Annotated in this window: 25 protein-coding genes and 1 riboswitch; of the genes, 19 read left to right on the top strand and 6 right to left on the bottom strand. The window is 58.6% G+C overall.

The features are described from left to right. Positions 1–1,437 carry a pyridoxal phosphate-dependent decarboxylase family protein gene (locus ACR0IV_RS13190; protein ID WP_480658811.1) on the top strand — a complete coding sequence of 479 codons (1,437 nt, stop codon included), beginning with the start codon at positions 1–3 and terminating at the stop codon, positions 1,435–1,437. A gap of 27 nt (positions 1,438–1,464) precedes the next feature. Here ACR0IV_RS13190 and ACR0IV_RS13185 read toward each other — a convergent pair whose 3' ends face one another. Then, complete coding sequence (locus ACR0IV_RS13185) at positions 1,465–1,887, bottom strand: VOC family protein (RefSeq protein ID WP_480658812.1); 423 nt, start codon at positions 1,885–1,887, stop codon at positions 1,465–1,467. A gap of 300 nt (positions 1,888–2,187) precedes the next feature. Between ACR0IV_RS13185 and ACR0IV_RS13180 the strand changes: the two genes are divergently transcribed. From ACR0IV_RS13180 to ACR0IV_RS13145, 8 genes are all read left to right on the top strand, one after another. Next, entirely contained in the window at positions 2,188–3,927 is a 1,740-nt protein-coding gene (locus tag ACR0IV_RS13180; protein WP_480658813.1) for an ABC transporter substrate-binding protein, read from the top strand. An 81-nt stretch (positions 3,928–4,008) separates the two neighbouring features. Further along, positions 4,009–5,058 carry an ABC transporter ATP-binding protein gene (locus ACR0IV_RS13175; RefSeq protein WP_480658815.1) on the top strand — a complete coding sequence of 350 codons (1,050 nt, stop codon included), beginning with the start codon at positions 4,009–4,011 and terminating at the stop codon, positions 5,056–5,058. 1 nt (position 5,059) lies between these two features. After that, positions 5,060–6,136: an ABC transporter ATP-binding protein gene (locus tag ACR0IV_RS13170; RefSeq protein WP_480658816.1), complete on the top strand. Its 1,077-nt coding sequence runs from the start codon at positions 5,060–5,062 to the stop codon at positions 6,134–6,136. Beyond that, positions 6,133–6,996, top strand: coding sequence for a carbohydrate ABC transporter permease (locus ACR0IV_RS13165; protein WP_480472570.1), 864 nt, complete (start codon positions 6,133–6,135; stop codon positions 6,994–6,996). Before ACR0IV_RS13170 ends, ACR0IV_RS13165 begins: the two co-directional genes overlap by 4 nt. Continuing rightward, on the top strand, positions 6,993–7,790 hold the full coding sequence (locus ACR0IV_RS13160; protein ID WP_480600012.1) for a carbohydrate ABC transporter permease: 798 nt from the start codon (positions 6,993–6,995) through the stop codon (positions 7,788–7,790). Before ACR0IV_RS13165 ends, ACR0IV_RS13160 begins: the two co-directional genes overlap by 4 nt. 8 nt (positions 7,791–7,798) lie before the next feature. After that, positions 7,799–8,200, top strand: a complete 402-nt coding sequence (locus ACR0IV_RS13155) for a DUF2160 domain-containing protein (RefSeq protein ID WP_480472566.1) — start codon at positions 7,799–7,801, stop codon at positions 8,198–8,200. Positions 8,201–8,266: 66 nt separating this feature from the next. Next, positions 8,267–8,662: a BlaI/MecI/CopY family transcriptional regulator gene (locus ACR0IV_RS13150; RefSeq protein ID WP_480472564.1), complete on the top strand. Its 396-nt coding sequence runs from the start codon at positions 8,267–8,269 to the stop codon at positions 8,660–8,662. Next, the gene (locus ACR0IV_RS13145; protein WP_480658817.1) at positions 8,649–9,746 is read left to right on the top strand and encodes a M56 family metallopeptidase; all 1,098 of its coding nucleotides are present in this window, start codon (positions 8,649–8,651) and stop codon (positions 9,744–9,746) included. Before ACR0IV_RS13150 ends, ACR0IV_RS13145 begins: the two co-directional genes overlap by 14 nt. A 148-nt stretch (positions 9,747–9,894) precedes the next feature. Here the strand turns inward: ACR0IV_RS13145 and ACR0IV_RS13140 are convergent, their stop codons facing one another. Genes ACR0IV_RS13140 through ACR0IV_RS13125 form a run of 4 tightly spaced genes read right to left on the bottom strand, consistent with a single transcriptional unit; the run spans position 9,895 to position 13,012 of the window. Beyond that, the gene (locus ACR0IV_RS13140; RefSeq protein WP_480472560.1) at positions 9,895–10,908 is read right to left on the bottom strand and encodes a FecCD family ABC transporter permease; all 1,014 of its coding nucleotides are present in this window, start codon (positions 10,906–10,908) and stop codon (positions 9,895–9,897) included. A 1-nt stretch (position 10,909) separates the two neighbouring features. Next, positions 10,910–11,857 (bottom strand): ABC transporter substrate-binding protein, encoded by a 948-nt coding sequence (locus ACR0IV_RS13135; protein WP_480658819.1) that lies wholly within the window; start codon positions 11,855–11,857, stop codon positions 10,910–10,912. Positions 11,858–11,873: 16 nt separating this feature from the next. Further along, the gene (locus ACR0IV_RS13130; protein ID WP_480658821.1) at positions 11,874–12,659 is read right to left on the bottom strand and encodes an ABC transporter ATP-binding protein; all 786 of its coding nucleotides are present in this window, start codon (positions 12,657–12,659) and stop codon (positions 11,874–11,876) included. Further along, positions 12,656–13,012, bottom strand: a complete 357-nt coding sequence (locus ACR0IV_RS13125; protein WP_480658823.1) for a DUF1636 family protein — start codon at positions 13,010–13,012, stop codon at positions 12,656–12,658. The genes ACR0IV_RS13130 and ACR0IV_RS13125 overlap by 4 nt, the downstream gene beginning before the upstream one ends. Before the next feature lie 102 nt (positions 13,013–13,114). Then, a riboswitch (cobalamin riboswitch) is annotated at positions 13,115–13,318 on the bottom strand. Positions 13,319–13,485: 167 nt separating this feature from the next. Between ACR0IV_RS13125 and ACR0IV_RS13120 the strand changes: the two genes are divergently transcribed. The 5 genes from ACR0IV_RS13120 to ACR0IV_RS13100 are packed head-to-tail and all read left to right on the top strand — an operon-like array spanning position 13,486 to position 16,320. Then, positions 13,486–13,920: a hypothetical protein gene (locus ACR0IV_RS13120; RefSeq protein WP_480472552.1), complete on the top strand. Its 435-nt coding sequence runs from the start codon at positions 13,486–13,488 to the stop codon at positions 13,918–13,920. Further along, positions 13,917–14,573, top strand: coding sequence for a MotA/TolQ/ExbB proton channel family protein (locus tag ACR0IV_RS13115; protein WP_480472550.1), 657 nt, complete (start codon positions 13,917–13,919; stop codon positions 14,571–14,573). The genes ACR0IV_RS13120 and ACR0IV_RS13115 overlap by 4 nt, the downstream gene beginning before the upstream one ends. A 31-nt stretch (positions 14,574–14,604) precedes the next feature. Next, a complete protein-coding gene (locus ACR0IV_RS13110; protein WP_480472548.1) occupies positions 14,605–14,931 on the top strand; it encodes an ExbD/TolR family protein in 327 nt (108 codons plus the stop codon). A 4-nt stretch (positions 14,932–14,935) separates the two neighbouring features. After that, positions 14,936–15,313 (top strand): ExbD/TolR family protein, encoded by a 378-nt coding sequence (locus ACR0IV_RS13105; protein ID WP_480658824.1) that lies wholly within the window; start codon positions 14,936–14,938, stop codon positions 15,311–15,313. Beyond that, a complete protein-coding gene (locus tag ACR0IV_RS13100; protein WP_480658825.1) occupies positions 15,310–16,320 on the top strand; it encodes an energy transducer TonB family protein in 1,011 nt (336 codons plus the stop codon). Before ACR0IV_RS13105 ends, ACR0IV_RS13100 begins: the two co-directional genes overlap by 4 nt. Positions 16,321–16,333: 13 nt before the next feature. Here the strand turns inward: ACR0IV_RS13100 and ACR0IV_RS13095 are convergent, their stop codons facing one another. Continuing rightward, a complete protein-coding gene (locus ACR0IV_RS13095; protein WP_480658827.1) occupies positions 16,334–16,963 on the bottom strand; it encodes a LuxR C-terminal-related transcriptional regulator in 630 nt (209 codons plus the stop codon). Positions 16,964–17,180: 217 nt separating this feature from the next. On the opposite strand from ACR0IV_RS13095, the gene ACR0IV_RS13090 reads away from it, so the two are divergent. Genes ACR0IV_RS13090 through ACR0IV_RS13070 form a run of 5 tightly spaced genes read left to right on the top strand, consistent with a single transcriptional unit; the run spans position 17,181 to position 22,500 of the window. Continuing rightward, positions 17,181–18,422, top strand: a complete 1,242-nt coding sequence (locus ACR0IV_RS13090; protein WP_480658829.1) for an aminotransferase class V-fold PLP-dependent enzyme — start codon at positions 17,181–17,183, stop codon at positions 18,420–18,422. Positions 18,423–18,438: 16 nt separating this feature from the next. Beyond that, positions 18,439–19,635 carry a malate--CoA ligase subunit beta gene (locus tag ACR0IV_RS13085; protein WP_480658831.1) on the top strand — a complete coding sequence of 399 codons (1,197 nt, stop codon included), beginning with the start codon at positions 18,439–18,441 and terminating at the stop codon, positions 19,633–19,635. Continuing rightward, on the top strand, positions 19,635–20,525 hold the full coding sequence (sucD, locus tag ACR0IV_RS13080) for a succinate--CoA ligase subunit alpha (protein ID WP_480658832.1): 891 nt from the start codon (positions 19,635–19,637) through the stop codon (positions 20,523–20,525). The genes ACR0IV_RS13085 and sucD overlap by 1 nt, the downstream gene beginning before the upstream one ends. Further along, positions 20,525–21,496 (top strand): 2-hydroxyacid dehydrogenase, encoded by a 972-nt coding sequence (locus ACR0IV_RS13075; protein WP_480659006.1) that lies wholly within the window; start codon positions 20,525–20,527, stop codon positions 21,494–21,496. The genes sucD and ACR0IV_RS13075 overlap by 1 nt, the downstream gene beginning before the upstream one ends. Before the next feature lie 26 nt (positions 21,497–21,522). Continuing rightward, positions 21,523–22,500: an HpcH/HpaI aldolase/citrate lyase family protein gene (locus ACR0IV_RS13070; protein WP_480658833.1), complete on the top strand. Its 978-nt coding sequence runs from the start codon at positions 21,523–21,525 to the stop codon at positions 22,498–22,500. Positions 22,501–22,510 lie beyond the last annotated feature (10 nt).

The raw sequence follows: 22,510 nt of genomic DNA, 5'->3' as shown, positions 1-22,510 counted from the left end.
ATGGCAGATCCGTTTTCAGCACTGAGCGTAGCTTGCAACCGTGCCCTGGCCTACCGGCGATCTGTGCCAACGCGCCCTTGCCCGCCTGAGAAGAGCTTTGACGAGATGCTGGCCATCTTTGACGAACCTCTTCCCGAGCATGGCAAAGACGCCGAAGCCGTGATCAACGATCTCGCGGATCGCGGCGAACAGGGGCTTACTCAAATGGTCCACCCCAGGTTCTTTGGGTGGGTGTTGGGAGGCTCGACTCCAGTGGGTGTTGCCGCAGACTGGCTGGTAAGCGCCTGGGGACAAAACTCGGCGTTCCATCACTCTTCCCCCACCACCGCAGCGGTGGAACAGATCGCAGCTGGGTGGATGTTGGACATTCTCGATCTGCCCCGCGACGCCGCTGTTGGATTTGTCACGGGCGGAACGGTTGGCAACTTCACGGCACTTGCCGCGGCGCGCGGAGCGGTTTTGCGCGCCCACGGTTGGGACCCGGATGAGGATGGGCTGTTCGGAGCACCTCCGACCACAGTGTATCTGGGTGACGACGCGCATACGTCGGTCATGTCGGCACTCGGGTATCTCGGTCTTGGTCGGAACCGTGTCAAACGCATAAAGACCGACGTTGAGGGCCGGATGGTCGCCGCGGATCTGGCGCAGCAAATGAGCGCGCAGACGGGGCCAGCGATCATCGTCACACAGGCCGGGCAGATCAACACCGGCGCGTTTGATCCGTTCGGCCAGATCGCAGACATCGCAGAACGATCAGGAGCATGGATACATGTAGATGGTGCATTCGGCCTCTGGGCGCGCGCGCATCCCGAATATCGCGCGTTGACCGAAGGCCTCGACCGCGCGAATTCCTGGAGCGTCGATGGTCATAAATGGCTGCAAACCCCATTTGACAGCGGCTATGCAATTGTTCGGGACAAAGACGCCTTGCAAAAGGCGATGCGGATCAGCGCAAGCTATCTGCCGCCCCAGGCTGAACATGAGCGCATCCCGTGTTTCCTAACCCCTGAACTGTCACGCCGCGCGCGCGGCCTGCCAACCTGGGCAGTGCTCAAATCGCTTGGCCGCGAAGGGGTTCAAGAGATGGTCGGGCGTCATTGCAAAACCGCCAAGCGCATTGCAGACCGTTTGCGACCGGTCGAAGGTATACACATCTTGAACGAGGTCGTCCTGAACCAGATCATCATCAGCTTTGGCAACGAAGAGGCGGAGTCGGGGACCCGCCGCAAAACGACTGAAGCCGTCATCGCAGGCATCTTGGAAAAAGGTAAAATCTTCGTCGGCGGCAGCCAATGGCGCGGGGATTGGGTAATGCGCCTATCGGTGATTTCCGACGCAACCGAGTTTGAAGCGGCAGATCAGATTGCTGATCATATTCTGGCCGTTTGGGCGGAAGTTCAACGCACTCTGGCGACATCTTCAAGTCCCGCCATTTAGCATAGAGCCAGTTGTTTCACACTGGATTTAACCGGTGTGAACGGCTTGATGCACCTCAACGATGTTACCTTCTGGGTCGTGAAAAAAGATCTGGTGCCATTCTTTGGCGAAGGCCGTCCCATAATCTGAATAGAGAATATTGTTAGCCTCAAGCACCGCTTTGAAGGCTTCGATATCGTCGGTTCGATACGCAATGTGGCCGCGTTCTACGGGGTTGATCGTCTCACCATGCTTGAAAGCTACATCCAGATTGCGCTCGGCCAGATGCATCTGCATTGCACCATCTGTCGCAAACCGGATTTTACCATCATATCCCTTATTGTCCGTTGCCACCGGCCGCGGAAAATTCTCAATCGGGATGTCTTCAAGACCCAGCACATCGGTATAGAACTTGTGCAAACTTTCAACATCGTCGGAAACGTAGTTGATGTGATGGAATTCGAGCTTCATGGGCATAAACTTTTATTCGTAGCCCGACGCAAGAAACCTCATGAACCTCTTGCTTGCAAGCCTGCATCGGCGCAAATGCCCAGAATTCGACACGTGATTTCGACTATATCGACAGCAGCCTTCTCGTTAAGTCAGTTGGCCGGGATTTAAGTTGGATATTCGCGCATACTGAAATTAGCATTCAAAAACAATATTCTATGCAATTACTAAAAAATTAGTTTGACACCGTAGCAAAAAATCGCTGATGGTTGTGGGCATCCGGTTAGCGCCGGACAAGCAAAATATCTTGGGAGGAGACAGATGCGGAGACATCTACTTTCCGCAGTGGCGGCGGCTGCCGTCATTGCGGGGCACGGTCCCGTGTGGGCCGACGAAGCCGCAGCACAACGTTGGATCGACGACGAGTTCCAGCCATCGACGCTGTCGAAAGACGAACAGATGGGTGAGATGAAGTGGTTCATTGAAGCTGCACAACCCTATTCGGGCATGGAAATCAACGTCCTGTCCGAAGGTATCCCGACGCATTCCTATGAATCCGAGGTCCTCGCCAAAGCGTTCGAAGAGATCACCGGCATCAAGGTCAATCACCAGATCCTCGGCGAAGGCGAAGTAGTTCAGGCGGTTCAGACTCAGATGCAGACCGGTCGGAACCTGTATGATGGCTATGTCAACGACAGTGACCTCATCGGCACACATTCGCGTCTGCAACTGGCCTATCCTCTGACTGACATGATGGGGGGCGACTGGGCGGCAACAACATCGCCAACGCTGGACTTGGATGACTTCATGGGCATCCAGTTCACCACCGGTCCTGACGGCAAGCTGTATCAGCTGCCGGACCAGCAGTTCGCGAACCTATACTGGTTCCGCAAGGACTGGTTCGATGACGAAGCCAACAAAGCCGCGTTCAAAGAGAAATACGGCTATGATCTGGGCGTTCCGGTCAACTGGTCGGCCTATGAAGACATCGCCGAGTTCTTCACCAATGATGTGAAAGAAGTCGATGGCGTCGCGATCTATGGCCACATGGACTACGGCAAGCGCGCGCCTGATCTGGGCTGGCGCATGACCGACGCCTGGCTGTCGATGGCTGGCGCTGGCGATAAGGGTGAACCGAACGGTGTTCCGGTCGACGAATGGGGCATCCGCATGGAAGCGGGAACCTGTAACCCTGTTGGTGCGTCTGTCTCGCGCGGCGGTGCTGCAAACGGCCCGGCTGCGGTTTATGCGATCCGTAAATGGGACGAATGGCTGCGGAACTATGCACCTCCGGGCGCGGCGTCTTATGACTTCTACCAGTCGCTGCCGGCGCTCAGCCAGGGCAACGTGGCCCAGCAGATATTCTGGTACACCGCCTTTACCGCTGACATGGTGAAGCCGAAGTCCGAAGGCAACAACACCGTGGATGACGAAGGCACGCCGCTGTGGCGGATGGCGCCCAGCCCGCACGGCCCCTACTGGGAAGAAGGCCAGAAGGTTGGTTACCAAGACGTGGGCTCCTGGACGTTCCTGAAATCGACCCCCTCGGATCGTGCCCAGGCAGCCTGGCTCTATGCCCAATTCGTGACGTCCAAAACTGTTGATGTGAAGAAGTCCCATGTGGGTCTGACCTTCATTCGCGACAGCTCGGTCAACCACGAATCGTTCACAGAACGCGCACCCAAGCTGGGTGGTCTGGTCGAGTTCTATCGCTCGCCTGACCGCGTGGCATGGTCGCCGACCGGCATCAACGTGCCGGACTATCCGAAGCTGGCCCAGATCTGGTGGCAGCAGATCGGTGACGTGAACTCGGGCGCCTTCACGCCGCAAGAGGCAATGGACCGTCTAGCCGAAGAGATGGACATCACCATGTCTCGCATGCAGGCTGCAGATGAAAGCGCCGGTGTCTATGGTGGCTGTGGCCCGCGCCTGAACGAACCGCAGGATCCTGCCTTCTGGCTGGAGAAAGAGGGTTCGCCCAAGGCCAAGCTTGAGAACGAAAAGCCGCAGGGCCAGACCGTCAACTATGACGAACTGGTAGCGCGCTGGCAGTCTCAGTAAACCGATGCAACCGGGGGTGCCGTCTGCGGCACCCCCACCCCAAGACCAGTGCCGCGCACTGAAGGACCGGAACTCACGGACATGATAGAACTTCAAGACGCGACCAAACGGGTCGGCAACGTCATCCATATCAAGCCCACCAACCTGAAGCTGCAGACCGGCCATTTCAATGTGCTGCTGGGGGCGACCGGATCGGGCAAGACCTCTCTGATCAAGATGATGGCCGGGCTGGACCCGATTGCTTCGGGCAAGGTCCTCATGGATGGGCAGGACGTCACAAGGCTGAACACTCAGAAACGGCAGATCAGCCTGGTGCACCAGTTCTTCGTGAACTACCCGCATATGACCGTTTTTGACAACATCGCCTCGCCGCTGCGCGTGGCAGGCATGGCCCAATCCGAGATCGAAGGCCGCGTCGAAGAAGCAGCCGACCTGCTGCAACTGCGCCCGATGCTGCAACGCCGCCCGCATGAGCTGTCGGGTGGGCAACAGCAACGGACCGCACTGGCCCGCGCCATCGCGAAAGAAAGCCGCGCGGTGTTTCTGGACGAGCCACTGGCAAACCTCGATTACAAGCTGCGCGAGGAACTGCGTGAGCAGCTGCCCGACCTGTTTGCCGGGCGTGGCGCCGTGGTTGTCTACGCGACCTCGGAACCGGAAGAAGCGCTGCTGCTGGGCGGCTATACCGCGCTAATGGAAGATGGCCGCGTCACGCAGTTCGGCCCCACGGCAGACATCTATCGCAACCCGGAAAACATCGCTGCAGCACGCGTGTTTTCGGACCCTCCGATTAACGTGGCGCACATCACCGTATCCGGTGCGCAGGCGCAACTGGCAGGCGGCGGTGGCTGGGCCGTCTCTGATATGGCCGATGGAGACTACATGGTCGCAGTGCGCCCGCATCGGGTCACGCCATTCCGTACCTCGGACGCTGACGTTGAGCTGACAGGCCGCGTGATCGTGACCGAGCTTTCGGGTTCAGATTCCAGCGCGCATTTCCGACACGGGTCGGATGACTGGGTATCCCTGGCCGCTGGCGTGCATCCCTACCAGGTTGGCGAAGATCACAGTTTCTATATGAACCCGGCACATTGCCGGTATTTCGGCCAAGACGGCCAAAGGGTCGCGTGACATGGCACAGATCAAGCTTTCAAACCTGCGACACAGCTACATGCCCGCGCCGAAAGGCCCCGAGGATTATGCGTTGAAAGAAGTTGACGTAACGTGGCGCGATGGCGGGGCCTATGCGTTGCTTGGCCCATCCGGCTGCGGCAAGTCGACGTTGCTGAACATCATCTCGGGGCTTCTGACCCCGTCCGAAGGGCAGATTCTGTTCGATGGTCAGGATGTGACCGCCCTCCCCCCCGATCAGCGCAACATCGCACAGGTGTTCCAGTTCCCGGTGATCTACGACACAATGACTGTGGGCGAGAACCTGGCTTTTCCGTTGAAGAACCGAGGTGTTGACGCAGCGCGGATAAAACAACGGGTCGATGAGATCGCCGAGATGCTGGACGTCACGGATATGCTGAATACCCGTGCCTCGGGTCTGAGCCCAGACAACAAGCAAAAGATCTCGATGGGTCGCGGACTGGTCCGCGACGATGTGAACGCGGTGATGTTTGACGAGCCGCTGACAGTGATCGACCCGCATCTGAAGTGGAAGCTGCGATCGAAGCTGAAAGAGCTGCACCAGCGCGTCAAAGCTACGATGATCTACGTGACTCACGACCAGACCGAGGCGCTGACATTTGCGGACGAAGTGGTCGTGATGCAGGAGGGCGAAGTGGTTCAGATCGGCACCCCAGTCGAGCTGTTCGAGCGGCCTCAGCACACATTCGTCGGACACTTCATTGGCTCGCCCGGCATGAACGTTCTGCCCTGTGAGACCCGAGGTGACCGAGCGGTGTTCGAAGGCCATGAGGTTATGCTGGAAGGCCCCACTCATGGCGACGGAGGCCGCACCGATCTGGGCATCCGCCCCGAATATGTGGGCTTTGGCGATACCGGCATCCCGGCGCATGTGACCAAAATCTCGGACATTGGCCGTCATTTCGTAGTCAGCGCGATGGTCGGCAACACGGCTCTCAAAGCCGTGACCGAACACAGCGTGCCCGAGCCCGGATCACAGGTCTTCCTGCAATTCAAACCTGAACAATCCCGCGTCTATCGCGACGGCTGGATCGCAACCGAGGAGCGGGCGCAATGAGAACAGAAAACCAAAAGGCGTGGTTCTTTGTCCTGCCAGTGCTGGCACTGGTCGCGTTCAACGCGCTGGTGCCGATGATGACAGTGGTCAACTACTCGGTGCAGGAAACTTTCGGCAACAACCAGTTCTTCTGGGAAGGGCTAGGCTGGTTCGAACAAATCCTGCGTTCCGACCGGTTTCAGGCCGCATTGGGACGGCAATTCCTGTTTACTTTCCTCATCTTGCTGATCGAAGTTCCACTTGGCATCATCGTGGCCCTATCCATGCCCCGCAAAGGCTTCTGGGTGCCGGTCTGTCTGGTGCTGATGGCCCTTCCGATGCTGATCCCATGGAACGTGGTCGGTTCGATGTGGAACATCTTCACCCTGCCGAAAATCGGCCTGATGGGATATTTCCTGAATGACGTTATGGGCATCAACTATGACATGACGCAACAGCCTCTGTCCGCCTGGATCACGGTCATCGTCATGGATGTCTGGCACTGGACCTCGCTGGTTGTGCTGCTGTGCTATGCGGGTCTCGTGTCGATCCCGGATGCCTATTATCAGGCCGCCAAGATCGACGGTGCCAGCCCATGGTCGGTGTTCCGCTATATCCAATTGCCCAAGATGAAAACCGTCCTAACCATCGCGGTTCTGCTGCGGTTCATGGACAGTTTCAATATCTATACCGAGCCCTTCGTTCTGACCGGCGGTGGCCCCGGCAACTCAACGACCTTGCTGTCGATCGACCTGGTGAAGATCGCGCTGGGACAGTTCGACCTTGGCCCTGCGGCTGCGATGAGCCTGATCTATTTCGCTATCACGCTGTTGGTGTCGTGGGTCTTCTACACTCTGATGACAAAGGATGACGCGCAATGAAGAAGCGGTCCCTTATCCCGATCCTCTATATCGCGTTCCTGATGCTGCCGATCTATTGGCTGGTGGCAATGTCCTTCAAGACTACGAACGAGATCCTGTCGGGCTTTTCCCTGTTTCCCCAGACCTTTACGCTGGAGAATTACATCACGATCTTCACCGATCCAACATGGTACTGGGGTTACATTAACTCCATCTTCTATGTGACGCTGAACACGGTGCTTTCCGTCTGTGTTGCTCTGCCTGCAGCCTATGCCTTCTCGCGCTATCGGTTTCTGGGTGACAAACAGCTGTTCTTCTGGCTGCTGACCAACCGGATGGCCCCGGCTGCGGTGTTCGCCTTGCCGTTCTTCCAGCTTTATTCCTCCATCGGGTTGTTCGACACCCATCTGGCCGTGGCGCTGGCGCATACCCTGTTCAACGTGCCGCTGGCGGTGTGGATTTTAGAAGGCTTCATGCGCGGCATCCCAAAGGAGCTGGATGAAACAGCCTATGTCGACGGCTATTCCTTCCCGCGTTTCTTCGTGACGATCTTCCTGCCCAACATCAAGGCAGGCGTGGGCGTGGCGGCCTTCTTCTGCTTCATGTTCTCATGGGTGGAAATGCTGCTGGCCAAAACCCTCACTGCAGTCGAGGCGAAACCCATCGCCGCCGTGATGACCCGGACGGCCTCCAGTGCGGGGTATGAGCTGGGCCTGCTGGCAGCCGCCGGTACGCTGACCATCATCCCCGGAGCCATCGTCATCTGGTTTGTCCGCAACTACATCGCGCGCGGTTTCGCGATGGGACGTGTGTGAGGTTCGATATGCGTAAACTCCTTCTCACCCTTCCTTTCCTGCCGACCATGGCTATGGCCCAACAGGCCGGATGGGGCAGTGTCGGCCAACAAGAGGAAAAAGGCTTCTCGTGGACCGATCCCTTGTGGCCCGATTTCTGGATGGCCTGGACACCGGCTACGTTGGCTCTGTTCGTTGGCATCTTCTCGGCCATCGCGTTGATCGGCCTACTAGAGGGGTTCAAGTACCGCGACGGGATCGAACGGCGCGGGGTTCTGGGCCTGACGACCACGCTGGGCGACCGGCTATTCATCACCTTACTCGGTTCCGCTTACATCTTCCTCGCCTGGCTCGGCCTGGTCGGCCAACCTGTCTGGACACCCCTATTCTTGTCCATCGGTTGGGGGATTTTCGTTTTCTGGAAAGTTTAGGCTTTGCGAAACAACGAAAGGATGCTTGTCTGGCAGGCATACTAAGAAATGGCGAAACCGAGACCGATGCGAAAGAAAAAGACATCCAATCTGCTGACCGAAGTGGAACTGGAGTTCATGAATGAACTCTGGGCACTTGGTGAGGGCTCGGTCCGTGACGTTCTTGACCGCCTGCCGCCAGAACGTAATCTGGCTTATACATCCGGCGCGACCATCCTGCGTATTCTCGACGAAAAAGGCTTTGTCGAAAGTCGCAAGGACGGCAAGACGCTGATCTATAAACCGCTTCTGGAAAAAGACAGGTATCAGACACGGTCGCTACAGAATCTGTCCCGTACATTGTTCGACGACACGCCCGCCACGTTGGTCGCGCGTCTTGTCGACGATGCCGGGCTGACAGAGACGGATCTTGAGGACATTCGGGCACTGGTAGAGAGGAGACTGCAAAATGACAGCAGTTAAGCCCGTACTCGACTTCTATCTCGAGCTGAATCTGGTGATGGTTCTGGCATTGTTGATTTGGTTGACGTCGCGCTTCGCTTTGAAACGGACGTCCCTTCAATTCGCGTATTTTGCGCAGCTTCGCGTGTTCAAGATACTGCTTGTCTGCGTCGTGCTCAGCCCGCTGCTGGCGATCAGCCTGGCCGAGTTGTTGCGCATGGCCTTGCCTAACAGTCCTATCGCCCTTGGTGACATCGCGGTCGCGGCGTATCTGCGGGGTGACATCGCCCTGCCAGCCACCCAATTCGAGAGCTTGCTCAACATACGGGAACGTTGGGCGGATAACGTACTAAGTGGCGGTTCTGTCTTATCCTTGATTGCGTTTGCTGCAATTGCCACCGGGGCAATTTTTTTGACAGCGCGCGTGGCACATGCTGCATATCGAATTCGCGGAACCATAAACGCCAGTTTCCTCTGGCGACGTTCGTCGAAAGTCGACATTCGCCTGTCTGACCGTATATCGGTCCCTTTCGCAGTGCGGGGATTGCGCCGGAGGCACGTCGTCTTGCCCACGCACCTGCTCGATACGCCGGATGAGCTGCGATTTGCCATCGCGCATGAGTTCCAGCACGTCCGCGCTGGCGATGTAGAATGGCAACTGATGCTTGAGTTTTTGCGTCCGCTCATGTTCTGGAACCCCGCCTACATAGCGCTGAAATATGAGTTTGAACGTCTGCGTGAACTGGGTTGTGATCAATCCATCGTGGCGAGACGACGCTTGAACGCTTCGCACTACGCCAATTGCCTGTTGAACTATTGCGGTCGCATAGTGGCACGTGATCGATCCTACGTTCTGGACGTCGCATTGGTCAGTGGTGGCCGCGCCAAGCGCGTGTTGCGTCAGCGGGTACTGGCGCTGTCAGATGCGCCTCTTCTGCTTCGCCCGGCCAACACTCTGGTATTTGGTAGCACGCTGATATTCGCCGGGATACTGGCTTTCGGCTCAGTTTCAATGCGCCAGACCGACGACTGGAGCCATGACAGACTCATGCTATCGACCGTCGTCAATCTTGAGCGATTGGCCGAAAGAAATCAGGGCAATTAAGCCTGTCCATATTTGCGCCGTCTCAGAAAGCGGCGCAAAACCATGTTTGTGAGCAGGAAAAGAAGCGCAAGTCTGGAACATCATGCGCGCGCAAGACCTGGTCGAAGCGTGTGATCTGGCTCGAAACAAGCCAGAACCAGCTTCAATCCTAATGCACCTTTCGCGCTGTACGAAACAGCAACAGGAATACGAATACGGACCCGATTGAGGTGGTCACGATCCCAACAGGCAATTCCTGCGGAGCAAGTAACAGCCTGCTGAGGATATCCGAGCCAGTCAAAAGCGCAGCACCAACCAAGGCCGCCGTGGGCAGTAAATGGCGGTGCAGCGGGCCGGCAATTCCTCGGGCGATATGCGGCACCATCAAGCCGACAAAGCCGATCACGCCAGCCACCGAAACAAAGACGGCGGTCGCGAGGGCCGCGGTGAAGAACATGCTGAACCGCAAGCCCTGCACAGGCACGCCCAAAGTGGTTGCGGTCAGATCTCCTGTCAGCAAAGCATCCAGCCAGCGACTGCGGTAGAGTGAGTAGCTCAGGATCAGTATCAAGCCCGCGCAGACAAGCGGAAAAGTCTCCCAACGGGCGAGGCCCAACCCGCCCAGCATCCAGAAAATCACCGAATGCGCGGCACGACTATCGCCCGCGAAGATCAGATAGTTTGTAATGGCAGAGAACAGGAAAGACACCGCCAGCCCAGCCAGTATCAGCTTTTCGGGCGCGCTTGTCCGCAGCCCATGCACCAGCGCGAGCACGATACCCGACGCCACCAACCCTCCGCAGAACGCAGCCAATGGCAAAGTCCAGAAGCCCAGAATATCTCCGGTTACAGTGATGACGAATACGGCCCCCGCTGCAGCACCTGAAGACAGGCCAAACAGAAATGGATCCGCCAGATCGTTGCGTGTGGTGGTCTGCAACACGACGCCAACGATACCCAGGCCCGCGCCGATCACCGCTGCAAACAATGCGCGTGGCAGGCGCAGGTCGAAGACGATCCGATGCATCGGAGACATCTCGCCTCCGGTCAGGCCGGTGCCCAGAAGGATCGCCTCGAATGTGTCCGTGATCGGAATCGAGGTGGTTCCATAGATAGTCGAGATCAGCAAAAGGGCAGCCAGAACGACCGCCCCCAGCAAGAGTATCAGGCCCAATCGGCCCATATCAGTTGAGATCCGGATGCATGGCCTTGGCCATTTTCGAGATCGCAGCAATATTCGCCGGTCCCGGAGTGAGCTCTTCATAGCGCAGGCCGATCCAGCGTTCGTTCTTGACGGCATCTGTCTGCGACATCACAGGGTGTTCCTGCAGGAACTTGAAGGTATCTGCCGCGCCATTGCCGGTCTGATAATCCAGTAGCACCAGAAATTCAGGGTTGGCTGCGGCAACCGCTTCCCAAGAGGTACGGCCCCAGCTTGTATCCATGTCGTGCGTAACGCTTTCTCCTCCAGCCGCTGCGATCATGGCGTCAGGAATGGCGAACTTACCCGCCGTAAAGGGCGCATCAGCAGGGCCGTCCAACAGGAACACGCGCGGTTTGGCCAGATCAGCGGTCCGAGCTTCGATTGCTGTCAACTCGTCTTTCCAGCCCGACACAAGCGCTTCGGCCTTGTCCTCGACATGCATGACCTTGCCCAGACGCAAAACATCGTCGAACAGCAGGTTCATGCTGGCTTCGGGGCGATCCTTGTCCAGATGGACGCAGCTTTCGGTCAGGATCATAGTCCTGATGCCGAATGGCTCCAGTGTGCCGGGGGTCACATCTCCGCCCGGCTTCATACCGTAATACCAACCGGCAAAGAACAGGTCAGGTTCGACCGCAACAAGATTTTCGACAGTCGGGTATTTCGGCGCGAGTTCAGGGATATCGCCGCGCAGCGTGTCGAACTCGGGGCTGGTCTTATACCATCCGGTGATGCCGGTCAGACCGACGATCTTGTCCTGCAGACCCAGCGCAAAGGCCATGTCGGTCATATTCATATCATGCACGACCAGACGTTCTGGCGCGGCATCAAAGACAAGCGGCTCACCGCAATTGTCAACCGTCACCTCTTGCGCAGCGGCGCCGCTTGCCATGGCAGTGACCAGCGCCACGGACCAGATTTGCTTCATTGATAGTCTCCTGAGTTTATGTGGAAAGCGTTGTTCTTCGGATGTCCAGAACGGGGATCATGCGGCCTTCGTGATGAAAGCGCAGGTAATCGACACCGAAGGTTTCGCGCACACGTTCCGATGTCAGTACCTCGTCGACCGAACCAAACCCGGTCAGGCGCGTGGATTTCATCAGAGCAACGTGGGTGGCGAATTCAGGGATCATGACCAAATCATGCACGATCATGACGACAGTAATACCCAGATCAGCGACCAGAGACAGCATCCGCCCCTTCGCATCGGGATCCAAATGATTGGTCGGCTCGTCAAGAAACAGCAAAGTCGGGTTCTGTGCCAGCGCCCGAGCGATATGCGCGCGCTGACGCTCACCACCCGACAGTTGGGCCATCTTCTTGTCAGCCAGCGCGCCAAGGCCCGTAATCTCCAATATACGGCTGAGTTCCTGCGCGTGTTCACCTGCAGATCGGTCCGCGCGGATCGGAATCTGTCCAAGCGCCACATAATCCCGCAGCGACAAGCGCCCGTCAGGCATCTCTTGCTGACTGACCACCGCGATCATCCGAGCACGCTCTTTTGCCGAGAGTTGCTTGAGGCTGCGCCCCTTGAGCAAAACATCCCCTAGTGCCAGCCCTTCCGCCCCACACAGCAAATTCAGCAGTGTGGTTTTACCTGCACCGTTGGGGCCCGCGATTGCCAGTATTGACCCTTCGGACAGCTCAAAGGATACGCCTTGCAGCAGTATGTCCCCATTCAAGGCATAATATTCGAGATCCGAAGCCACCAGAAACGGCTGGACGGTCATATCGAAACCTCCTGACTGATCGGGGGCATGCGAGACAAGGTTTTGGTGTAAAGGGCACGCGGACGCTCGCTGGCCTTGGTCCAGCCATCCGGGCTCTGTTGATATTGATGGGCAAACTCGGCCAGGGCTTCGACGTCAATCAATGTCTGGATATCACCAAATAGATACTGCGCCTTGCCGACCGCTTGAAAGCCTACGGTCACGGGATGCGCGCATCCTGCCATGCAATCGACAGCCCGGATCGCAAAATGCTCGGGCAGCTTCGATTGAAGCGTATCATGCACTCCATCCACTGATTGCGCGGCCGCACAGGTCGAACAGATCAGAACAAAATGATCAGGTGCGCCAGGCATATAACCCTCCGCCTCTGCCCAAACGCAGTGCGAAGGTGCTGATTACAGAAACACGTGTATCACGTGCCATCAAAGCCTCCTTCCAGGACGCCCCGCCCCGGCTTGGTTGAACAACTGATGGCAGGTCTCCTGACTCGCGGGTCGGTGCTTGGCCATCCTTCCCGACCCTTGGGGCCAGTGGCTGTTTGGCTTCGCTCGCCGCTTACAGTTGCGGGGGCAGTTACGGGTTTGGCCAGTGTAGACCGCACCGTATTCCCTTTTCATCCCACGGGCGCACCCTTGGGAACCATCACCGGATTCAGTGCCTGAGATCGATGAATGCGTCAATACGAAAGTTATCACGCGTTACCGGTCGGCCGGACACAATCGCGCCACCCGCTCTTTCACGTCTCGGTTGGATTGGATAAGAGGGATCAACCCCTGCAAAGATGCGCGGGACAAACCCTCAGCGCTAAACAATCAGGAGCCCGCTCATGCCGTATCACCGCCTCGCTCTGGTAGCTGTGCTGGCAATTTCATCAACAAATTCGGCGCTGGCGCAATCTGCTGACGACAACCCCTCGGAACTGTTGCTGGAGCTCAATACCGTGCAAAAGGTGAACGGCGCCTGCCGCTTGACCTTTCTGGTTCAGAACGAAACCGGAAGCGATATCGAGAAGGCAGCTTTTGAGACCGTCATTTTCGACAGCTCGGGCCGTGTCGTTACGCTTTCTCTGTTCGATTTTCGGGATCTGCCGGCAGACCGTCCGCGCGTGCGTCAGTTCGGCCTGCCCGATCTCAACTGCGACTCGATCGGGCGCGTTCTGATCAATGGCGCAAACAGCTGCGTTGTCGACGGCTCAGAAAGCGATATCTGTGCAACAGGACTGAACCTTACCAGCCGGATAGATGTGGAGCTTTTGGGATGAACGCGCTTGAAGCATTGCGCCAGATCGTGGCTCTGGGCGGGCCAGTGGTGGCCATTCTGATCGTGATGTCAGTGCTGGCTCTGGCCGTCACGCTTTACAAACTGTGGCAATTCACCGTGACCGGAGTTGGACGACATCGGGTGCTGTCCCAGGCCCTGACGGCATGGGATGCCGGGGATCATCAGACTGCACGCGCGCGATTGGCGAAAAGCCACAGTTATCTGGCCCCATTGGTCGGTGCAGCCATGGATGCGCCCGATCTACCCGGTCTCGATGATCGTCTGGATGCTGAAGCCGGATTGGCCCTGGCAGGGCTGGAGCGCGGTTTTCGCCTTCTTGACACCGTTGCCCAACTCGCGCCTTTGCTGGGGCTGTTCGGGACCGTTCTGGGTATGATCGAAGCGTTCCAAAGCCTGCAACAGGCAGGCAGCTCCATTGACCCGTCGCTGCTTGCGGGTGGCATCTGGGTGGCGCTGATCACCACCGCCGTGGGGCTGGCGGTTGCGATGCCGACCTCAATGGTTCTGTCATGGTTCGAAAGCCGCACCGCGCGCGAGCGGGTCTTTGCAGACAAAGCACTGCGGACCGTGTTGGTACCAGGTCAGCTGGCCAAAGAAGCCGAGGCCATTTCAGCCGTGCCGGAACATGCGTAACCGGGCGCCATTTGTCCGGCGGACCCTGTCGATGACGCCACTCATCGATGTGATCTTTCTGCTTTTGCTGTTCTTCATGCTGACCTCGACCTTCTCAAAATTCGGCGAGATCGAGCTGAGCAGCACGACTGGCGGAACCGCGCAAACCAGCGAACCGTCTGAGCGGGTCTTTCTACAGCTCGGTGCGGAACGTCTTGTGTTGAACGGCACGGCGATAACCTTGGACGATCTCGCGACCGAGATCGAAACCGGGCAGGTGCTCGTCAGCCTCGATACCGATGTCACGGCCCAACGCCTGACGGATCTGTTGGTTCGGCTGCGCGGGCGCGAGGGGCTCAGCGTTCTGGTGCTGGAGTGAGCCGATGATCCGCCAGACCGCCCCCCGCCGAAAACGCGATTCAACGATAGCTTTGATCAACGTCGTCTTTCTGATGCTGATCTTCTTTCTGATCACCGGTACCATCGCACCACCACTGGACCCTGACCTCGACCTTGTGGACACGTCAGAGCTCGAAGGGCGCGAACCGCCCGACGCGCTGGTTCTGCACAAGGATGGAACGCTGAGCTTTCGCGGAACACCTACCGATGCCGAGACCTTCATGGCCGATCATGATGAAGGGCCGGTACGGATCGTTCCGGATCGTGATGCTCCGGGTGCGCGCCTGATCGAAGTCACGGGCCTGCTGCGCCGCAATGGTGCGCCTTCCGTGTTTCTGGTCACAAAACGGACACTGGAATGATCCGGGGGTCGGTCATAGTTGCCGCGCTGGCCATTCTGGTGTCGCTGATTTTGCACGTTCTCGGCCTCAGCATGACTGCATCTGTTGAACCGGGTGAACCTGCCGCACAAGGCAATTCCGACGTGGTGGACCTGAGCAACAGCTTCGAAGATCTTGCGGAGACGCCCAGCGATCCAGTGGAACCCGAACCTGCCGAAACCCCAGAACCGGAAGCAGCCGAAATCCCCACCAGCGAAGCACTGGTTGCGTCCGACGATCCGCAACGCGTTTTTGCCCCCGATTTCGGCGAAGCTGAAACGGTTCAGCCGGAGGTGATCGAACCGCAGGACGCCGAACCGGCTGATCCCCCAGACAGCGAAGAACCTGCGCGCGCTGATGCCGAGACTGCAGAGCCGACTTCTATTGATGAGGTTGCTGAAATCCCGCAAGGCGAACCGGCCACGGAACCAGAGCTGGCAGAGGCCGAAGCGCCCGCCCCCCCGGTCATCGCTGCGCTGGAGCCGGAGGAGGAGGCGGATCTTGCGGCTTCAGAGCAGGCAGTAACCGAGTCCATCCGTCCACGCCTACCTGATCGCACACCCAGCGAAGCGCCTGAAGGCGCGGCCGACAGCTCGGACCAATTCGCCGAGTTACGCTTTCCACAACAGCTCATCGAGTCGCCACTAACGACCTTTCAGCGCCAGGGCACCGATGCCTTTACCCGCGGCGATCGTCAGCGTCAGTCGGGCGGGCGCGGGCCGGGTAATTCCAACACCACCAACTATGCCGGGCTGGTACTGGTGCATTTGAACCGGACCCCTGCAGTCTTTGTGTCCGAGCGCGGATTTGCGCGGGTTTTCTTTCAGATCGACCCGGATGGCACACTCGCATGGGTCGAGATAACCGACAGTTCCGGTTCAACCCAGATCGACCGTGCCGCAAAAGAGCAGATCCGCAGAGCAGCCCCTTTCCCGCCGCCTCCGGGTGGAGTGAGCCGAAAACTCTCTTTCTACTATCAGAATGGCTGACCTTCAGGTCTCATTAACCATTGTCGGCTTTTGAAGAATAATAAAACGCGATCGCCTGCGCGCGGTTCTTGATCGATAGCTTCTCATAGATGTTCGACAGGTGGAATTTCACCGTATTGGTCGATATTTGCAGCTCTTTCGATAACTCCCGGTTGGACATGCCGGTCGCCAAAGCTTCAAGGATCGCCAGTTCCTTGCGCGACAGCGTCTGCAACGGGTTTTGTTGCATCTTGCGCACGTCGATGAACGGAAAAACCATCTTGCCTTTGGCCACATCAACGCAGGTTTCAAGCAGGCCTTCGACGTCACCAGAGCGCGGTGCGAACCCGGCAGCCCCCGCCTGCATGGCCTGACGCGGCACATCCCCGGCTTCATCCCCATAGACCACAAACCGCGGGGCGTTGGCCTGCTCGCGCAAAACCTCGATCAGTTTGGCTGCGCCCAACGCGGGCAGTTCCCAAGATACTATCCCCACTGCAACCGGGATGCGCATGACCGTACCAAGAAAGCCTTCGGCCGTAGCCGAGGTCGCCACGAGCGAGAATCGCGGATCGCGCTCAAAGATTTCGGACATAGCCGAGAGGACCAGAGGGTTGTTGTTGGCCAGCATGACATCGATGGGGCGCTGTAACGTCTCGGTCATTGATTTCCTGTCCAATTTCGCAAGAACCCATCCATATGGGTAGGAACTATGTTGGTATACATCAGTATATTTACCTGTTTGGATAGGTATTTACCCATCCAAATAGGTATCCCAAAGCAGTAGTAAGTTACGTTGCGCAATGACGCAAGTTTCGGTTCTCCTCCAAGGAAAGGCGATCAGCGGGGCGAAACCTGTCCCTGCCGCCGCGGAGGAACATATGACTTTTCAAATCTACCCCAGCCTCGAAATCCCGGAAACCCTGGCCGCAGGTCCCGGACCGGGAAACACCGATGCCCGCGTTCTGCAGGCCTTTGCCCGGGCCGGCATCGCTGATCACATGCACGGTGATGTTCTGCGCGGGATGATCGAATGCAAGCATATGCTGCGCGAGGTCTGGGGCACATCAAACGCTTATACATTTGCTGTCGCGGGCACGGGGTGGAGCGGCCTCGACACCATGTTCTCGGCCGTCATGCCAGGCGACAAGATCGTGGCCTTCACGAACGGCACTTTCTCGGGCATCGATGCATTGACCCTGCGCATCAAGGCCGCGACCCCGGCTGAACACGCGGCCAACCCGCTGGACCCGCAGGCCGCCAGCGTCACCGTGATCGAAGTTCCCCACGGCCAGCCCGTCACCGGAGAGATGGTCGAAGAGGTTCTGGCCCGGCACAAACCGAAATGGGCCTTCATGGCGCATTGGGAAACCGGTTCGGGCCGTGTGAACGACATCCAGGGCTTCTCGGATGCCTGTGAACGCCACGGAGCGATGGGTCTGATCGACGCTGTCTCGTCGCTGGGCGTCGCGGACTTCCGCATCGATGATTATCCGGGTGTCGTTGGCTGGGCTTCATGCCCGCAAAAAGGGCTGTGCTGCCTACCGCTGACCTATGCGCCGGTCAGCTTCACCGACGCCTATATCGATGCGCTGAAGACCACCGGCGCCTATACCTACGTCCACAACCCGATTTTCGAAGCACGCCACTGGGGCATCGTTGACGGGCAAGACGTGGAAAAGGGCACCTATCACCGTACCCATTCGGGCTATGCTGTCGCCGCCTTCCATGAATCGCTGCGCCTGACTCTGCAGGAAGGCTTGGCCAAACGCGCGCATTCCTATCGCACGCATGAGGCCGTCCTGCGCGACGCCGTCACCGCGATGGGTTGCCAGGTCACCTCGGACATGCCCAGCCTTGTGGTGCTAAACCTGCCAGCCGAGCTTGCGGGCCGCGAGATGGAATTGGTGCAGAACTGCCGCGCCCGTGGCTTTGGCATCTGGCCGACGCTCAGCGCACCGGTACAGGTCCGCATCGGCATCCTGAACCAGCTGAACCACCAGTCGATCAGCCGCATCGTAAAACTCTTTGCCGAAGCGATCCGCGAGATCGGCGGCTCGGTGGATTTCGAAGCCATCGATGCGCTTCTGGAAAGCCGCTACGGCACATCTATCGCTGCATAAACGGGAGGAAATGCAGATGGATATCCACGAATATCAGGCAAAAGAGCTTCTGTCGAAGTTCGGCGTCGAAACACCTTCGGGGGCTCTCGCCTACAGCCCGGAACAGGCTGCTTATCGCGCGCGTGAACTGGGAGGCGACAAATGGATCGTGAAGGCTCAGGTGCACGCGGGTGGGCGTGGCAAGGCCGGGGGCGTGAAGCTGTGCAATTCGGAAAATGAAATCCACGAAGCCTGCGACGAAATGTTTGGCCGTAAGCTGGTGACGCATCAGACCGGTCCCGAAGGCAAAGGCATCTACCGCGTCTATGTGGAATCTGCGGTGCCAATCGATCGTGAGATCTATCTGGGCTTCGTTCTCGATCGGTCCAGCCAGCGGGTGATGATCGTCGCTTCATCCGAGGGTGGGATGGAGATCGAAGATATTTCTGCCGAACGCCCCGACAGCATCGTCCGTTCGATCGTCGAACCAGCGGTTGGCCTGCAGGAGTTTCAGGCGCGTGAGATCGCGTTCAATCTGGGGCTTGAGCCGCGCCTGATCCAGCACATGGTCCGCACCCTGCAAGGCTGCTATGCCGCTTTTAGCGAGCTGGACGCGACCATGGTCGAGATCAACCCGCTGGTCATCACCGGCGATGACAGGGTGCTGGCGCTGGACGCGAAGATGAGCTTTGACGACAACGCCCTGTTCCGCCACCCGCAGGTCGCAGAGCTACGCGACAAAAGCCAGGAAGACCCGCGCGAAAGCCGGGCGGCGGATCGTGGCCTGTCTTATGTCGGACTGGACGGCAATATCGGTTGCATCGTGAACGGCGCCGGTCTGGCCATGGCCACGATGGACACCATCAAGCTGGCCGGTGGTGAGCCTGCAAACTTTCTGGACATCGGTGGTGGAGCCTCGCCCGAGCGGGTGGCCAAAGCTTTCCGGCTGGTTCTTTCAGATGACAATGTTCAGGCGGTTCTGGTCAACATCTTCGCTGGCATCAATCGCTGCGACTGGGTTGCCGAGGGTGTCGTGCAGGCGCTGCGTGAACTGGAGTTGGATATCCCCGTGATCGTCCGTCTGGCGGGCACCAATGTCGAGGAAGGTCAGAAAATCCTCGCCAAATCGGGCCTGCCGATCATCCGCGCCACAACTCTGATGGAAGCCGCCGAGCGCGCCGTGGGCGCATGGCGCAATGACCTGTCCCAAAACACCAAGATGAGGGCCGTGTAATGAGCATTCTTCTGGACCGCGACACCCGCGTTATCGTTCAGGGCATCACCGGACGCATGGCGCGCCTGCATACCAAGGATATGGTGCAATATGGCACCAACGTCGTTGGCGGCGTTGTCCCCGGCAAAGGCGGTGAAACCGTTGAAGGCGTGCCCGTCTTTGACACCGTGAAACAAGCAGTCGAAGCCACCGGCGCCGAAGCCAGCCTCGTCTTCGTACCGCCCCCCTTCGCGGCGGATTCAATCATGGAGGCCGCAGATGCAGGCATCCGCTATTGCGTCTGCATCACCGACGGTATCCCCGCGCAGGACATGATCCGCGTCAAGCGCTACATGTACCGCTATCCCAAAGACAAGCGCATGGTGCTGACCGGCCCGAACTGTGCCGGAACCATCAGCCCCGGCAAGGCGCTTCTGGGGATCATGCCGGGCCATATTTATCTGCCGGGCACTGTGGGCATCATTGGACGCTCGGGCACGCTGGGTTATGAGGCTGCGGCGCAGTTGAAAGAGCGTGGCATTGGCGTCTCGACCAGCGTAGGCATCGGCGGCGACCCGATCAACGGCTCGTCTTTCCGAGACATCCTTGAGCGGTTCGAACAGGACGAAGACACCGAGATCATCGCCATGATTGGTGAGATCGGTGGCCCTCAGGAAGCCGAGGCGGCAGAATATGTCCGTGACCACGTCACCAAGCCTGTTGTGGCCTATGTCGCGGGTCTGACCGCGCCCAAGGGCCGGACCATGGGCCATGCCGGCGCGATCATCTCGGCCTTTGGCGAAAGCGCCAGCGAGAAGGTGGAAATCCTGTCGGCGGCTGGTGTGACAGTTGCTGAAAACCCCGCGGTGATTGGCGAAACCATCGCCCGCGTCATGGGAAAGGCTGCGTGATGGTCAAACCTTCGGTCCTTGTCACCCGTCGCTGGCCTGCCGCCGTCGAGGCGCAACTGGCCGAAAACTACAACGCTGTGCTGAATACCGGGGACATTCCGATGTCTCCGGCGGAACTCCGCGACGCGTTGAAGACATACGACGCGGTTCTGCCCACCGTCACCGACACGCTCAGCGCCGAGGCGCTGGACGTGGCCGCAGCTCAGACCAAGATTTTGGCCAACTACGGCGTCGGGTACAGCCATATCTGTGAACCGGCGGCCCGCGATCTGGGCATGACGGTCACCAACACGCCCGATGTTCTGTCTGAATGCACCGCCGATCTGGCCATGACGCTGCTGCTGATGGCCGCCCGCCGCGCCGGTGAGGGCGAGCGCGAGCTGCGTGCTGGCGGATGGACCGGCTGGCGCCCGACCCATCTGGTCGGCACCAAGGTCAGCGGCAAAACGCTGGGCATCATCGGCTTTGGCCGCATCGGTCAGGAAATGGCCCGGCGCGCGCATCACGGGTTTGGCATGAAGATCGCGGTCCAGAACCGCAGCGCCGTGTCGCCCAACGTGCTGAAGCAGTTCGATGCTACCCAAGTCGAAACGGTGGATGATCTGCTGCCGCACTGCGACTTTGTCTCGTTGCACTGCCCCGGCGGGGCTGCGAACCGGCATCTGATCAACGGACGCAGGCTGGACCTGATGAAACCCGACGCCTTCCTGATCAACACCGCGCGCGGCGAGGTGGTGGACGAGCATGCCTTGGTGCAGTCGCTGATGTTCGACACGATCGGCGGGGCCGCGCTGGATGTGTTCGACGGCGAGCCACGCATTAGCCCCGACCTGCTGCAATGCGACAACCTCGTGATGCTGCCGCATCTGGGCAGCGCAACAAATGAAGCACGCGAAGCCATGGGCTTTCGCGTGCTCGACAATCTGGGCGACTTCTTCGCAGGCCGCCCACCCCGTGACCGCGTGATCTGACGCACCCTTCTTCAAAGGACCAACTCATGAGCTTTTTTGCCATTGAACAAGCCCCCGCGCGCCTGAACCGCAGCGAACTCGCCGTGCCCGGCAGCCAGCCCAACATGTTCGAAAAAGCCGCCAAATCGGATGTGGACGTGATCTTCCTCGATCTTGAGGACGCGGTTGCACCGGACGAAAAAGAGCAGGCTCGCAAGAATATTATTGCGGCGCTGAATGACATCGACTGGGGCAGTAAGACCATGTCGGTGCGGATCAACGGGTTGGACACGCATTACATGTATCGCGACGTTGTGGATGTAGTCGAACAAGCCGGTGCGCGGCTGGACCTGATCATGATCCCCAAGGTCGGCACAGCGGCAGATGTCTATGCCGTCGATATGATGGTCACGCAGATCGAAGACGCGATGGGTTACAAGAAACGCATCGGATTCGAGCATATCATCGAGACCGCTCTGGGCATGCAGAATGTCAGCGAGATCGCAGCCGCCTCAAAACGAAACGAAAGCCTGCATTTCGGTGTGGCAGACTATGCGGCCTCGACCCGAGCACGAACGACGATCATCGGGGGTGTGAACCCCGACTACGCGGTTCTGACCGATCCCGACGCAGACACGCACCGGGCCAGCCATTGGGGTGACATGTGGCACTATGCTCTGGCCCGCATGGTTGTGGCAGCCCGCGCTAACGGGTTGCGGCCCATCGACGGCCCTTTTGGTGATTTTCAGGACCCCGAAGGCTACAAAGCTGCTGCGAAACGTGCAGCTGTGCTGGGTTGCGAAGGCAAATGGGCGATCCACCCCAGCCAGATCGCGCTTGCGAACGAAGTAATGTCGCCCAGCGACGCTGAGGTCACCAAAGCGCAACGCATCCTCGTCGCCATGGCCGAAGCCGAAACCGCTGGCAAAGGTGCCGTTTCGCTGGACGGTCGTCTGATCGACTATGCCTCGATCCGGCAGGCAGAGGTCATGGTCGAAAAGGCCCGTCAGATCGCTGCCGCCTGAACAGATAAAC

This window comes from Ruegeria sp. C2, from assembly GCF_056537765.1.
This window is presented reverse-complemented; position numbering and strand designations above follow the sequence as displayed.